We start from the raw sequence: 13,787 nt of genomic DNA on the forward strand, positions 1-13,787 counted from the left end.
TCACAATTGTTTAACAGAAAATTACAGCGATTTTATTCAAAAAAAAAGAACTTACAATTTTGTTATCCAATTCGATGCATTTTTTTAGCCTCTGCGTGGTATATTGGCTACAGTCAAGAAAGGAACGATCCACATGAAAAAAATCTTAGTAACCCTCGGTATGTTGATTCTAGCAGTAGGAGGATACTTTGGTTATAAGTATTATGCAAATACCTACCAAGCTGTCACGGCTTATGCTCTCACACCTGAAAAAGTACCGACTGCCCATCAAACAGTCGATCAGTCGGGAAATAAAATCGACGGTTGGACTTCTTATGATTATACATTTGAATTCATTAAACAAAATGGTGAAAAAGAAATCATGACCTATGAACTTTCAGGAGAAAACGTCACGCCATTTGCGCCCAATACATTGATCAAAGCAGAAATCAGTCACACCCGTATCGTATCTGGACCAAATGAGATCAAACAATCTGAGATCCCCGCGACGATCTTAGCGGAACTGGAATAGATAGTATCCAAGACGTAAGCGGCCTATCTCCTTTAAAAAAACTTTACTTTTTTTAAGCTTGATTTAGCGTCTCACAGCTATACTTGATCCATACCAAATATATTTTTCTTCCTCTTGCCAGTCACCGCCGACTGGTTTTTTTGTGTCCATATGCCCTTGTGCATATCAAAAAACAAGTCAGCTCCTCCATCGGAACCGACTTGTTTTTTGGTTTTATTTTGCTGCATCAAATGCGGCATCTAACGCTTCGATCATAGAAACACTGACCAAATAGATTGATTTGTTGTCTTGTACTTGAATATACGTAGTGGTGTCCTCTTCATCCGTGTTCCCGGCATAAAAGACAAATGTTGTTTCTTGATCCTCATCATCTGTATAAGTCAGCGTATAGGTCTTGCGGCTGTCACTGGTCAATCCATCACTTTCTAACTCATCCGCAGTTGGTTGTGCAGTTTGAATACTGTAGATCATCGATGACGCAATCGCCGTGATGCCATCCTCAAATGGAGATGTCGTTTCATCCTCCGTGCTTGATTCAGTACTTTCCGCTTCCTCGCTGGAATCAGCAGTCGTGTCTTCCGCAGATTCGCTTGCCTCAGTGTCAGCGGTTAAACTGATTGTTTCCTCGCCAACGGATCGTGTCAGCTCAATGGTATTGTCCGTCGTCAAGCCTGGAAGCGATGGAATCTCAATCAAATCACTTACGTCAAAGACCAAATTCGTCACCACTGAAGCATCGATCACATAAATCGTATCCTCCGTGGCTGTTTTGGCATAATAGTAGGTATCACTTGAAAATGAGTTGCCGATCAAGATCTCTGTTGTTTCTCCCTCACTGGAGATGATCGATAATGTATAAGACGGATCATCCAATCCATAATCGGACAAGTCATCTATGCCCTCTGTCAGCGCTCTAGAAGCGGTTAGTTGTGCGAAGGAGGCAGCAACAGATTGGAGGGTGGTCTGATTGATCTTCAGTTCATCATCTTCTGTATAGGACCAAGTCGTATTGGCAAAGTCAAATGACATGGTGTCTGTACCATTCGCGTAACTTAACGCAGACAAGGTATCTTCATTCGTCAGATAAATGACTGCTGATTCTTCCGCTGCTGTTTCGGCAGCGGTGGTTTTGTCATTATACACCTTTAAGCCCCAATAAGCCGCAATCAGGAGAAGGAATAGACTTGCTAGAAATACATAGGTTTTTTTCATTTCATGGCCTCCTTACGCTCTTCGCCGGCGGAACCAAATCACAAATCCTACGACTAATACCGCCAACGGAATGATCAGGATGAACAACAGACTGTAGCCGCCAGGATTGGTGACTGTATTCATATTGGAGGACAGCGTTTTGGCTTCGATCGATATATTTTCAACATCATCAAAGTTGGCCGTGACCATATTCATAAAGACCGTATTGTTTTCCAGGGTCGTAAACGCACTCGTGACATCTTCCGCTACCAAATTCGTCGAGCTGAGGATCGTTAGTTTCCCTTCACTAGCCGCTGTTTCTTCCTCGCTGGAATCGGTCGTACCACTGTCACTTGTCTCAGTGTCACTTGTCGCTGCTTCTTCTGCTGTCGTTTGCGTAACGACTGCACCTAAAGTATATGTCCCCTGCATTTGATCATCATCCGTCACATTATAGCCATTTTCACTGGTTTGCAAAAGTGGTGTGACCGTCGCGTTGTCTATGGTTGGATCCACTTGGGTAAAGCCTTTGGTATTGATCAATAAGACGGTTTGACTCGATAGATTATCCAAGTACACATCGGTACCAGTGATATTCGGAATCAAATAGTAGCTTTGTCCTTGATATGAGCGTTCTGCATCGGCAATATACCCCGACGTTTCTGCTAAGCCATAAGCTTTCATAAATGCAGTAACATTTGGTGTATCCGCATCTTCAGCACTTAACACGACCATGACTTTTCCGCCATCCGCAATATAGCTTTCAAGATTGGTGATTTCATCTTCTGTAAAATCAGTCGTTGGTCCATAGATCAACAAGAGATCCATATCTTCAGGCATCTCTGCAGTGGTGACCGTATTTAATTCTGCTGTTGTATAGTTTGCTTTATCAAATAAAGTGGTGATACTGCTGACCAAGGTTTCTTCACCGTGACCTGTTGACAGATATACTGTGTGTTCGTCTTGATTGGTCAAACGGTTGACAGCACTCGTCAATTGGCCATCGCCATCAAACGTCGTGACTGTATTGTAGGAACTATCATACCCTGTTGACACGATACTGCTGAAGGAAACCACTTCAAAGTCTTCAGTGGTTTCATTTTCGATCACCACACTATTTTCCTCTGCACTATACGTCGTCAATGCAGAAGGATGCAAGACAGGATCGATCCATTCAATAGACACATTCTTGCTTGAGGCGGCATATTTTTCTAAAAATGATTTGATCGCTGTATCTGTGGTTGTTTGATCAGCCAACACTTTTAAAACGATCGTATCATCTAAGTCTTGCAGCAAGTCCTTTGAAGTCTGGGAAACTTCTGTGACTTGTTCTTCACTTAAATCAATCGTGTTCAACGTTTCAGGCAATTGACCCACGATCAAATTGACAACGACCACGATGGCCAACACCAACACTGTGACACCGCTGCGGGATGCACCTTGTTTGGCATTGGTCGTTTGCAGCGATTGCCGCAGGTTAGACCAAGAAAAAGTCTGACGCAGGTTGAATTTATGCTTGTATGCTTTTAATTTATCTTTCATTTATCGGTCCTCCTAGCTCCAGCGTCGTTTTTGCATCACTTGCAAAGTCAAAAAATTGAATATGACAATCAATGAGATCAGCAGAACTAAGCTAGAGAGTGTCAGGACATAACTATCAGAAATATTGCTTAAGATTGAAGGAATATCAAAATTTGCGAGTTTGGTTGACAATAGACTTTCAAACGAGGCTGATTTCGCGAAATAAGCAATCACTAGCGCCACAGTTCCTACTCCACCGATTGTCAAGGTGACTGCCCAAGTCTGCATGTAGGCCTGGATGATCAAGCAAACGAGCACCAGCAAAACCAGCAGCATCAAGACATTTGCCCCAGCGCCTGAAGGCAGCAAGGAAACCAAGTGACTCCAAAAATAGATCAATAATAATGCCGCCATCGTACCGATTGCTGCAATGATTTGACTTTCTGTCAGTGCAGAAATAAACATGCCCACGGCGATATACACACACCCAATCAAAAAGAAGACCAAAATAGCCGTATAATCGATTTTCAGATGGGCATCTCCCTGCAGTTTGATGATCAAAGGACACAAACAAAAGACCAAGCAAGCCATCGCCAAGATACTGATCATTGCCAAATATTTCCCCACGACCACCGCATGCAATTTCAAAGGCGAAGTCAGCAATAGTTGGTCCGTTTTACTTTTTCTTTCTTCAGAAAAGGACCGCATCGTTAAGATCGGCACGGCTAAGATCATCATCAATAAACCTGAACTCAAGGCATAGGCAAAAAAGTTATAACCATAATTTAAATTGTATGTGACAAAATACACGCCAACAAAGCCAATCAGAAAGGCTAGAAAAAAACTACCAACCATATTTTGAAAATAGGCCCGGTATTCTCGTTTATAGATTGCGATCATTGCACATCCTCCTTCACTTGTGCCGTTTCGACTGCATCTTGCGGCTGATTCATCAATTCTAAAAAGACATCTTCCAGGCTATTGCTGACAGCATTCATCTGCAAAATAGCTAAGTCTGCTTGGGCAAATGCTTTGAACAAAGCCCGGCGGAAGTCGGCAGTATAGTCGCTTTCAATCGTTACGCGGCAAAAACCATCTTCTTCAAGCGCCAATTGATACCCGTCGATTGCAGGCATTGTTGCTAAGACAGCCGCGGTTTCTGCTTCAGTCCCTTCAATGATCAACTCTACTGTTTGGGCAGACGCCACCCGTGCCATCATTTGTGTCGTTGATTCACTAGCAATCAATTTGCCTTTCTGGATGATCAAAATATGATCACACACTTCCTGGACTTCTGCTAAAATATGTGAGCTCAATATCACGGTATGCTCTTGCGCCAACGCACGAATCAATTGACGGATCTCAATGATTTGCTGCGGATCTAGACCAACAGTTGGTTCGTCCAAAATAACGATTGCTGGCCACCCGACCAATGCTTGCGCCAAACCGACCCGTTGCCGATAGCCTTTTGACAGATTTCGAATCAAACGGTGACGCACCTCTTGCAGCTTGACGCGATCCAATAGTTCCTCTATATGTTTCTTCTGGATTTCTTTGGCGATCCGTTTGATTTCCATCACAAAAGAAAGGTATTCTTCCACAGTCATTTCTGTGTATAGCGGTGGGATCTCTGGTAAATAGCCAATCCGTTTCTTTGTTTCTTCTGGTTCGAGCAGTACATCTTTTCCTTCCACTAAAACAGTGCCTGACGTAGCGCCGATATATCCTGTAATGATATTCATCGTCGTACTTTTCCCAGCACCATTCGCCCCTAATAACCCATAGACTTTCCCTTTTTCAATGGTAAAGTTCAGGTGATCTAAGGCGACATGGTTGCCGTATCTCTTGACCAGATCTTTGACTTCGATCAATTTGCTCACTCCGTTTCTATCAAAAAATACTCAGTTTATCGATACAAGAATAATGGCAGGTATGGAGATAAACGTTGTGATCTACAGTAACAAGCGAAGCTTAAATGAAGGTTAAAGCGCACTGGTCAGATGCATGCAGACACAAACAAAAAACACCGTTAGATTGGTTATCTCTAACGGTGTTTTCTATCAATGCGTGGTGCTTAGTATAATTCTAGGTATTGCTCTCTTTCCCATTCTGAGACAGTTTGTCTGAATGAAGCCCACTCTAAACGTTTTGCTTCAACAAAGTTGGCATAGATGTGTTTGCCTAAGGCATCGATCATCACTGGATCTTTGCGCAATTCTTTGATGGCGTTATGAATAGTAGATGGCAGATCATCGATTTGTGCTTCTGCACGTTCTTCTTCGTTCATGATGTAGATATTGCGGTCAACAGCTGGTGGTGGTGTCAATTCGCGTTTGATCCCATCAAGACCAGCTTGCAGCAAGACAGCCATCGCTAGGTATGGATTTGCCGATGGATCAACTGACCGTAATTCCAGACGTGTGGACAATCCCCGTGACTCAGGAACCCGAATCAATGGTGAACGATTACGTCCTGACCATGCAACGTATACCGGTGCTTCATATCCTGGAACCAAACGTTTGTATGAATTGACCGTTGGGTTGCAGACAGCTGTATATGCCCGGGCATGTTCGATCAATCCTGCCAAGAAATGGTAGGCTGTTTCACTTAATTGCATTGGCCCTTCTTCATCAAAGAAGACATTTTCACTGTCTTTAAATAATGACATGTTGCAGTGCATCCCTGAACCGTTGATCCCAAACAATGGTTTTGGCATAAACGTCGCGTGTAGGCCGTGTTTGCGGGCAATGGTTTTGACAACCAATTTAAATGTTTGGATGTTGTCGCAAGCTTCTACAGCATCAGCATATTTAAAGTCGATCTCATGTTGTCCTGGCGCTACTTCATGGTGAGAAGCTTCCACTTCAAAGCCCAAACTTTCTAATTCCAAGACGATATCGCGACGGCAGTTTTCACCTAAGTCCGTTGGGGCAAAATCGAAATAACCACCTTTATCATTTAGCTCAGTGGTGATTTCACCGTTGTCATCTAATTTGAATAAGAAAAACTCAGGTTCTGGTCCAAGGTTGAAAGAAGTGAATCCTAAAGATTGCATATCTGATAAAGCACGTTTCAAATTACCACGAGGATCTCCTGCGAATGGTGTACCGTCTGGATTATAAATATCACAAATCAAACGGGCTACTTTTCCGTGTTCGCTTTCCCAAGGGAAAACCATCCAGGTAGACAAATCAGGATATAAGTACATATCACTTTCTTCGATCCGTACAAAGCCTTCAATGGAAGAGCCGTCAAACATCATTTTGTTTTCTAGCACTTTATCCAATTGGCTGACTGGTACTTCTACGTTCTTGTTGCTTCCTAAAATATCCGTGAACATCAAACGTAAGAAACGCACGTTTTCGTCTTTCACGATTTGTTTGATATCTTCAGCAGTTCTTTCAATTTTTGGCATAGTATCCCTTCCTTTTTCCCATTCTTGAATTTAATTTTATCAACATTGATCTACATACGTGGACCTTTTTGTTGGTAGGGCTGTTGCTGATGCAAACCACCTTGTGCCAGCAATTCATCATAGAAAATACGACGAACATCTTCATCCGTTAGTGGCGGCTTGTTTTTTGCTTCTTTTTCTTTGGCAACCTTCATTTCATACACACGCTTGATCCCAGCCATGTTCAATCCATCGGAAAGATAGTCTTTGATTTCCAATAAGGTATCAATGTCATTCAATGAATACATGCGGCGATTACCATCGCTGCGTTCTGGATGAATCAATTCTTGTTCTTCATAATAGCGAATCTGACGTGCGGTTAAATCAGTCAACTTCATGACCGTTCCGATTGGAAAGACAGACATCGACCGCCGCAATTCTTTTTCCCGCATAGCTTGGCTCCTCTCAGGTACAAATGGTGTTGCTTTACTTCATGGAAACTATACCAATTCTAAAAACGTCTGTCAACCCCTCATGTTAGAAAAAGTGACATATAAATAAATGTTTTTTTCTGAATATTCAATTAAAGCCTTTTCATCGACGATTTATCCGTATGAACCTGCTATTTTCCCCACCCTATCATGATACCTTCCCCCCCTAAACGGATAAAGCTGAGGTCGATTGGCATCCTCTCGAGGGAAATTTGTTGAAGAACAGCAAAAAGCTGTGCATGCCATGCACAGCTTCGTCTCATTTGCTATCATTCGTCTTCTTCTTCCATTCGACGGATCGGTGAAGAATCCGCCAACGCAAAACCTTTGATATGGTAGGTTTGTGTTTCTTCGTCAAAGGTATTTGTCAATACCAGCGATTCTCTTTTGAGCCGATTCAATTCTTTGCCTTCATCTGCCGCCAAGATCAAATGATAGGGTTGCAATAGTTGCATCAATTCCCGTTTGATTGCCTGACTCAAGCGTTCCTTGCCTTTGGTGCTTTTGGCAGAAATCAAGACATGGGGAAATAGGGTTGGCACAAATTGATCTTCATCGATTTGATCCGCTTTGTTGTAAACAGTCAAAATCGGCATACTGGTAAGATCCAGCTCCTCCATCAGACGCAGCACAGTTTGTTCTTGCTGGATCCGTTCTGGCGAACTGGCATCAACGACGTGCAGCAACATGTCCATATTGCGGCTTTCTTCTAGCGTCGAATGGAACGCATCGATCAATTGTGTCGGCAAGTCTTGGATAAACCCAACGGTATCCGTCATGGTCACTTCCAAGCCCTCTGGCAGCCGCCAGCGCTTGGTCAATGGATCTAACGTGGCGAATAGCTGGTCTTGCTCATAGGTAGCCGCACTGGTCAGCATATTTAAGATCGTTGATTTGCCCGCATTGGTGTAGCCAATCAAACCGATTTGAAAAATCTGGCTGTCTTTCCGCTTTTGTCTCGTACGATCACGATGTGCCGCCACTTCTTTCAAATCTCGTTTGATATTGGTGATTCGATTACGGATGTGCCGTCGATCTGTTTCCAACTTGGTTTCACCAGGTCCACGGGTCCCGATCCCTCCGCCTAAACGTGACATATTCTTCCCTTGACCGATCAATCGAGGCAAAAGATAATTCAATTGCGCCAACTCGACCTGCATTTTCCCTTCACTGGAACGCGCCCGCATCGCAAAAATATCTAAAATCAACTGGACACGATCAATGACCGGGATCTCTAGCACTTCACCTAAAATTTGGCTTTGACGAGGGGTCAGCTCATGGTTAAAAATGACCAGGTCTGCTTCGTGGGCTTCTGCCAATTGTTGTAATTCAGTCACTTTGCCTTTACCGATAACCGTTTGACGATCCGGTTGCGGCCGCTTTTGGACCATTGAAAAGACGACTTCCCCATTAGCCGTTTTGGTCAGATTCTTCAATTCTTTCATTGAGGACTCAAATTGTTGATAGTTTTTTTCGGTTTCTACACCGACTAAAATCACGCGTTCACTCATTTCTTCTCCTCCAACCATTGATCGATTTCTAACATGATTTGTTTTTGCCTATCGGGCGCTTGAACGAGATCGACCCACCGCGGTGTCATCCGATTCGAAAACCAAGTCAGCTGGCGTTTGGCATAGCGTCGAGAGTTTTGTTTGATTTGTTCAACGGCATCAGTTAACGACTGATAGCCTTCGATATAAGGCAAAAATTCTTTATAGCCGATCCCTCTGGCAGCTTGTGCCTCTGGGTAGCGCAGCACCTGTTGTGCTTCCTTGAGCAGTCCTAATGCCATCATTTGATCCACTCGTTGATTGATCCGTTGGTATAACAAGTCGCGATCAGTGGTCAGACCCAGCATAAAATAGTCGTACAGTGCTTTAGGTGTCTCTTGCGGTGCAGTGATACTTCTGCCGGTTGTTTCAAAAACTTCTAACGCCCGAATGACCTTACGTACATTGTTATAGTGGATTTTTTCAGCGGCGGCCGGATCGATCTTTTGCAATTTCTGCCACATCGCTTCCTTGCCTAGCTGCTCTGCTAACGCTTGGTAATGCAGACGAACTTGACTGTCGCCTTCTTCGGCAGCACCCAGCTGATAATCATACAGCAACGCCTGAATATACAAACCAGTCCCACCTACCACGATTGGCAGGTGGCCTCGGTCGCTGATCTCAGCAATTTTCTTGCGGGCCATTTCTTGAAACATCGCCACAGAATAATTTTCGGTCATGTCACGGATATCGATCAAATGATGCGGGGCTTGTGCCAATTCTTCTGTGGTGGCTTTGGCGGTCCCTATATCCAAATGGCGATAGATCTGCATGGAATCACCACTGATGATTTCTCCTTGATATTGCTTGGCTAACGCAAGACTGAGGGCTGTTTTGCCAACTGCAGTAGGACCAACGATCACTAGCACTTTGTTCATTTGCTTTGTTCCTCGCGAAATGCTTGCACGACACTTCGGGCTCTTTCTGGAAAGTCAGTAATGATCCCCGTCACGCCTAAGCGCAAACACATGCGCATCAACGGCTCTTCATTGATTGTCCATGGACGCAGGGAGATGGGAAATGCTGCAGCTGTTTCAGGATTGGCTTCGATCCAACCATACGCAGGATGCAGCCCTTCGATATACGGTCTGCGCAACGCGAGTGCGGGTTTATCAGCAGCTTTGCCCATAATAAAATTCAGTTTCGCTTCTGGATCGATGGCATGGATGCGATCCAAAGAATCTATGTTGAATGAACAGTACCAATGCGTAAATGGCCACGACTGACTGTTCAATAATGCCGCCGTTTTTTCTTCGATGCCTGGATACGTGTAATGATCCGTTTTCAACTCAACGGTCAGGATCCCTCGATAGTTTTTTGCTGCCAAAAGATCTAGGACCTCTTTAAGGGTGGGGATCTTGGCTGCTTTGAATTCATCAGAAAACCAGCTGCCAGCATTCAATTCCTTCAGTTGCGCCACCGTCAAATCACAGATGCGGCCTTTGCCATTCGTTGTGCGATCCACGGTTTCATCATGCATGACGATCAGTTGTTCATCTTTTGACAGATGGACATCTAATTCAATGATATCCGCTTTGACACGGACAGCTTCGGCGAAAGCTGGCAAGGTGTTTTCCGGACGATTGCCGCTGCTTCCTCGATGCGCCACGATTTGTACCATAAACGTTTCACTCCATTCTTTGTTTCTATTCTAACACGTCACACGCCAGAACCAAATATCCGCTTGTTCTATCTCGTACCCAATCAAAGACCCTAATGCCATTTTTACCGACATTAGGGTCTTCCAGCGTTTTTTTTGAAAGAAAACTGACGCGCTTCATGAAGCGTTGATCAAAGACTTTTTGAAAAATAAGTCAACGGTTCATTGGTAAGATTCTTGATTTGACTTTTGCGTTCATTGACCATTTCCACTAATGTGTCTAAGAAATTCTCCATGATCACTCGTCCACCCTTATAGGTATACCCGCCAATTTTCACCGTTTCATCTGGCGACAAGATCACACGACGGGTGCCAATTTTTTTGAAAAATTCTTCCAAAAAATAATTGGGCAGATAAAAACTATTTTGTGCAGCAAATGATTGCAGATACGCAAAATCATCAATCGTGATATAGCAATCGTCGAATGCATCGAAACTCACATACGCATCCATCAAAATCACCCGCTTTTGTAAAATTTCGCTGATTTTTTGATTGAGCAAAACCAATGTTTCGATTTCTTTGACTTTATGTTCCAGCAAACGCCGTTTTTTTTCTTTGCGTTCCTCATAACGTATTCTCAAATTAAAAATGATGGTGACTAAAATAGCACCTACGATGACACCAATAAATCCTGATATTGCTACTGCCATTCTATTCGACCCTTCCTTTACCGCTTTCGTTTATTGTATCATAATTAAAAGAACCACAAAAAAGATAACGAACTTTTTATTTGACCTTTATTGACCTAATGGGTATACTATCTCTTAGATATTGCGAAAACTTTATGCTAAACTATATCTATATCGATTTTTAGGAGGACGACGAACATGAATTTAATTCCTACAGTCATTGAACAATCATCTCGTGGTGAAAGAGCGTACGACATCTACTCTCGTCTATTGAAAGACCGCATCATTATGCTGAGCGGCCAAGTCACAGACGATTTAGCAAACTCGATCATTGCCCAATTACTTTTCTTAGATGCACAAGACTCTGAGAAAGATATCTACTTGTATATCAACTCTCCTGGCGGCAGCGTAACTGCTGGCTTGGCGATCTTTGATACCATGAACTTCATCAAAGCGGATGTGCAAACGATCGTCATGGGGATGGCTGCGTCAATGGGTTCATTCTTATTGACAGCCGGTGAAAAAGGCAAACGGTTTGCCTTGCCAAATGCAGAAATCATGATTCACCAACCATTAGGTGGCGCGCAAGGTCAAGCAACTGAAATTGAGATTGCAGCGAAACACATCTTATTGACCCGTGAACGCTTGAATAAAATCTTGTCTGAACGTACAGGTCAACCAATTGAAGTCATCGAAAAAGATACCGACCGCGATAACTTCATGACTGCACAAGAAGCCAAAGATTACGGTTTGATCGACGAGATCATGGAATCAAATAAATTAAAATAAGCTGAAACGGTCTGCTGTTTTGACCCTATCTTATTGGCTGTTGCCCTCTATAAGGTGCAACAGCTTTTTTTATGCAACCATGACTTTCTCATTGACAGATGAGTGAATCAGGTATATATTAACCATCGAACAGTTAGATATCTAACAGAAAACAGTTGGAGGGATTTGGATGGTCAAACTTGAAGTGTCACATTTGATGCGTTCCATTATGATCAAGTCACAATGGGCGATGGAAGCAAAGTTCAAAGAATTAGATATCACGCAGCAACAAGCGCGGGCTATTTCTTATATTATCGATCATGAGTCCCATGGGTTGATCCAAAAAGAGATGGCCGATGCTTTCCAAAGAAGAAGTGCGAGTATCACGAGTCTATTACAGGGGTTGGAAAGCCGAGGCTATATCGAACGGCGAATCCCTAAGGAAAATGAACGCCAAAAAATGATCTATTCATTGCCTAAAGGACGTGCGATCGTTGCAGAAATCAATCAAGCCTTTATCGATAGTGAAAAAGATTTGCTTGCCGCGCTAACAGCGGATGAACAAGCACAATTGATCCGTTTACTAACCAAGATCGATCATGCCATTTAAAGGGAGTTTCTTCCCTTATCGCTCATAGTTAGATATCTAACTATACACAATCTAACAAAAAAAGGATGCGTTATTATGCAAAGTGAAACATCAGTCTATTATTTAAAAGAAGCACCCATTCGCAAAGCCATTGCTCACCTTTCTATCCCGATGATGATCGGGATCTCAGCAACGACTGTCTACAACTTGATCAATGCTTATTTTATAGGGTTGGTCCATGATACAAACATGCTGACAGCAGTGACCTTGGGGTTGCCTATCACGATTGTCTTTATGGCTGTTGGGGATGTCTTTGGCGTAGGGGCTGGCACATATATTACCCGATTATTGGCAGCTGGCGACCAAACAACTGGTAAGAAAGCTGCAGGATACTCTTTTTACATGTCGATCATTCTCGGTCTCGTTTTTGCATTAGCTGCTTGGTTCTTCATTGATCCCATTGTCCATCTGTTAGGGGCAGATGCTGCTGCTTTCACTTATACGAAACAATATGTTCTCTTGTTGTTTTTCGGCGGCTTCGCATTGATCCTTAATTTTGCCCTAGAACAATTTGTGCGGGCAGAGGGTGCTTCAAAAGAGTCTATGTATGGGATGTTCATCAGTGTCGCCGTCAATATTATCTTGGATGCCATGTTGATTTTGGGCTGTCATCTCCATGTGGTTGGCGCTGGCTTATCCGTCATTATCGCCAATTTAGCTGCCACGGCTTATTATATTTGGTTTTTAGAAACCAAAAGTCAAACCGTTCGCGGCTTTCTAAAAGAATGGCGCCTATCATTCAAAGGCCAACTAGAAATCTATAAAATTGGGGTTTCAGAAATCTTCAAATCCGCCTTTATGATCGTGACTAGTTTATTGTTGAATAACTTTGCTGTCCAATACGGCAACGATGTTGTGGCCAGTTTTGGCATCGCCGTTCGCGTGACACAAGTGCCCGAGTTTTTAACCATGGGTCTATTCCTTGGGGCGATTCCTTTGTTTGCCTATAGCTTCTCAGCCAAAAACACCCAACGACTTAAAGAAGCTCTGAAAGAACTTACGCTATGGATTGGGTTGATTTCAATTGGTTTTTCCGTTGTTGTCTATCTGTTTCGGCTGCCGGTTTTACAGCTCTTTACAAAAGATGCTGCCGTACTTTCCGCGGGATTGATGGTATTAAGTGCGCAATTGCTTTCCTCTGTATTCAATGGGTTTTCCGGCTTATTCACTGGTATCTTCCAAGCCTCTGGTCTTGGGAAGGAAACCGGTACGATGGCTATGATCCAAGGCACATTCTTTATTCCTGTCGTCTTGCTTCTCCACCACTTTTACGGATTGAATGGATTGATTTGGTCTATGACTGTGACAGAAGGGATTACCTTTCTCGTTGGTTCTTTACTTATGATCCCTTATTTGAAAAAGCTCCAAACAGGGGCATTGGTTGCACATACGCCAGCAACAGACCAATAAATGGCTGTCAGCA

Annotated in this window: 14 protein-coding genes; 4 read left to right on the forward strand and 10 right to left on the reverse strand. The window is 43.2% G+C overall.

Features of this window, described 5'->3' with window-relative positions; translation table 11 throughout:
- Positions 1–133: 133 nt before the first annotated feature.
- Positions 134–511: a DUF1093 domain-containing protein gene (locus AEQ18_RS14895; protein ID WP_054117148.1), complete on the forward strand. Its 378-nt coding sequence runs from the start codon at positions 134–136 to the stop codon at positions 509–511.
- A gap of 213 nt (positions 512–724) precedes the next feature.
- Here the strand turns inward: AEQ18_RS14895 and AEQ18_RS14900 are convergent, their stop codons facing one another.
- The 10 genes from AEQ18_RS14900 to AEQ18_RS14945 all read right to left on the reverse strand — a co-directional run bounded on the left by AEQ18_RS14900 (position 725) and on the right by AEQ18_RS14945 (position 10,968).
- Complete coding sequence (locus tag AEQ18_RS14900) at positions 725–1,723, reverse strand: DUF4340 domain-containing protein (protein ID WP_054117149.1); 999 nt, start codon at positions 1,721–1,723, stop codon at positions 725–727.
- 12 nt (positions 1,724–1,735) lie between these two features.
- Complete coding sequence (locus AEQ18_RS14905) at positions 1,736–3,244, reverse strand: GldG family protein (protein WP_054117150.1); 1,509 nt, start codon at positions 3,242–3,244, stop codon at positions 1,736–1,738.
- 12 nt (positions 3,245–3,256) lie between these two features.
- A complete protein-coding gene (locus AEQ18_RS14910) occupies positions 3,257–4,123 on the reverse strand; it encodes an ABC transporter permease (protein ID WP_054117151.1) in 867 nt (288 codons plus the stop codon).
- Positions 4,120–5,103 carry an ABC transporter ATP-binding protein gene (locus AEQ18_RS14915; RefSeq protein ID WP_200908931.1) on the reverse strand — a complete coding sequence of 328 codons (984 nt, stop codon included), beginning with the start codon at positions 5,101–5,103 and terminating at the stop codon, positions 4,120–4,122. Before AEQ18_RS14915 ends, AEQ18_RS14910 begins: the two co-directional genes overlap by 4 nt.
- Before the next feature lie 194 nt (positions 5,104–5,297).
- On the reverse strand, positions 5,298–6,638 hold the full coding sequence (gene glnA, locus AEQ18_RS14920) for a type I glutamate--ammonia ligase (protein WP_054117153.1): 1,341 nt from the start codon (positions 6,636–6,638) through the stop codon (positions 5,298–5,300).
- Positions 6,639–6,688: 50 nt separating this feature from the next.
- Positions 6,689–7,069 carry a MerR family transcriptional regulator gene (locus AEQ18_RS14925; RefSeq protein WP_054117154.1) on the reverse strand — a complete coding sequence of 127 codons (381 nt, stop codon included), beginning with the start codon at positions 7,067–7,069 and terminating at the stop codon, positions 6,689–6,691.
- A 308-nt stretch (positions 7,070–7,377) separates the two neighbouring features.
- Positions 7,378–8,619, reverse strand: coding sequence for a GTPase HflX (hflX, locus tag AEQ18_RS14930; RefSeq protein WP_054117155.1), 1,242 nt, complete (start codon positions 8,617–8,619; stop codon positions 7,378–7,380).
- Positions 8,616–9,536: a tRNA (adenosine(37)-N6)-dimethylallyltransferase MiaA gene (gene miaA / locus AEQ18_RS14935; protein WP_054117156.1), complete on the reverse strand. Its 921-nt coding sequence runs from the start codon at positions 9,534–9,536 to the stop codon at positions 8,616–8,618. The genes hflX and miaA overlap by 4 nt, the downstream gene beginning before the upstream one ends.
- Entirely contained in the window at positions 9,533–10,279 is a 747-nt protein-coding gene (locus AEQ18_RS14940) for a glycerophosphodiester phosphodiesterase (protein ID WP_054117157.1), read from the reverse strand. The genes miaA and AEQ18_RS14940 overlap by 4 nt, the downstream gene beginning before the upstream one ends.
- Before the next feature lie 170 nt (positions 10,280–10,449).
- On the reverse strand, positions 10,450–10,968 hold the full coding sequence (locus tag AEQ18_RS14945) for a hypothetical protein (protein WP_054117158.1): 519 nt from the start codon (positions 10,966–10,968) through the stop codon (positions 10,450–10,452).
- A gap of 177 nt (positions 10,969–11,145) precedes the next feature.
- On the opposite strand from AEQ18_RS14945, the gene clpP reads away from it, so the two are divergent.
- The 3 genes from clpP to AEQ18_RS14960 all read left to right on the forward strand — a co-directional run bounded on the left by clpP (position 11,146) and on the right by AEQ18_RS14960 (position 13,774).
- Complete coding sequence (clpP, locus tag AEQ18_RS14950; RefSeq protein ID WP_054117159.1) at positions 11,146–11,736, forward strand: ATP-dependent Clp endopeptidase proteolytic subunit ClpP; 591 nt, start codon at positions 11,146–11,148, stop codon at positions 11,734–11,736.
- 169 nt (positions 11,737–11,905) lie between these two features.
- Entirely contained in the window at positions 11,906–12,325 is a 420-nt protein-coding gene (locus AEQ18_RS14955; protein ID WP_054117160.1) for a MarR family winged helix-turn-helix transcriptional regulator, read from the forward strand.
- Between the two features lie 75 nt (positions 12,326–12,400).
- Positions 12,401–13,774 carry an MATE family efflux transporter gene (locus tag AEQ18_RS14960; RefSeq protein WP_054117161.1) on the forward strand — a complete coding sequence of 458 codons (1,374 nt, stop codon included), beginning with the start codon at positions 12,401–12,403 and terminating at the stop codon, positions 13,772–13,774.
- The last annotated feature ends 13 nt before the right edge of the window (positions 13,775–13,787 follow it).

It is taken from the genome of Enterococcus sp. RIT-PI-f, from assembly GCF_001297065.1.
Lineage (GTDB): Bacteria > Bacillota > Bacilli > Lactobacillales > Enterococcaceae > Enterococcus_D.

Excerpts from the sequence above, each read along its gene's own strand:
- AEQ18_RS14895 (WP_054117148.1), top strand. The coding sequence starts at position 134 with ATGAAAAAAATCTTAGTAACCCTCGGTATGTTGATTCTAGCAGTAGGA.
- AEQ18_RS14900 (WP_054117149.1), bottom strand. The coding sequence starts at position 1,723 with ATGAAAAAAACCTATGTATTTCTAGCAAGTCTATTCCTTCTCCTGATT.
- AEQ18_RS14905 (WP_054117150.1), bottom strand. The coding sequence starts at position 3,244 with ATGAAAGATAAATTAAAAGCATACAAGCATAAATTCAACCTGCGTCAG.
- AEQ18_RS14910 (WP_054117151.1), bottom strand. The coding sequence starts at position 4,123 with ATGATCGCAATCTATAAACGAGAATACCGGGCCTATTTTCAAAATATG.
- glnA (WP_054117153.1), bottom strand. The coding sequence starts at position 6,638 with ATGCCAAAAATTGAAAGAACTGCTGAAGATATCAAACAAATCGTGAAA.
- AEQ18_RS14925 (WP_054117154.1), bottom strand. The coding sequence starts at position 7,069 with ATGCGGGAAAAAGAATTGCGGCGGTCGATGTCTGTCTTTCCAATCGGA.
- hflX (WP_054117155.1), bottom strand. The coding sequence starts at position 8,619 with ATGAGTGAACGCGTGATTTTAGTCGGTGTAGAAACCGAAAAAAACTAT.
- miaA (WP_054117156.1), bottom strand. The coding sequence starts at position 9,536 with ATGAACAAAGTGCTAGTGATCGTTGGTCCTACTGCAGTTGGCAAAACA.
- AEQ18_RS14940 (WP_054117157.1), bottom strand. The coding sequence starts at position 10,279 with ATGGTACAAATCGTGGCGCATCGAGGAAGCAGCGGCAATCGTCCGGAA.
- AEQ18_RS14945 (WP_054117158.1), bottom strand. The coding sequence starts at position 10,968 with ATGGCAGTAGCAATATCAGGATTTATTGGTGTCATCGTAGGTGCTATT.
- clpP (WP_054117159.1), top strand. The coding sequence starts at position 11,146 with ATGAATTTAATTCCTACAGTCATTGAACAATCATCTCGTGGTGAAAGA.
- AEQ18_RS14955 (WP_054117160.1), top strand. The coding sequence starts at position 11,906 with ATGGTCAAACTTGAAGTGTCACATTTGATGCGTTCCATTATGATCAAG.
- AEQ18_RS14960 (WP_054117161.1), top strand. The coding sequence starts at position 12,401 with ATGCAAAGTGAAACATCAGTCTATTATTTAAAAGAAGCACCCATTCGC.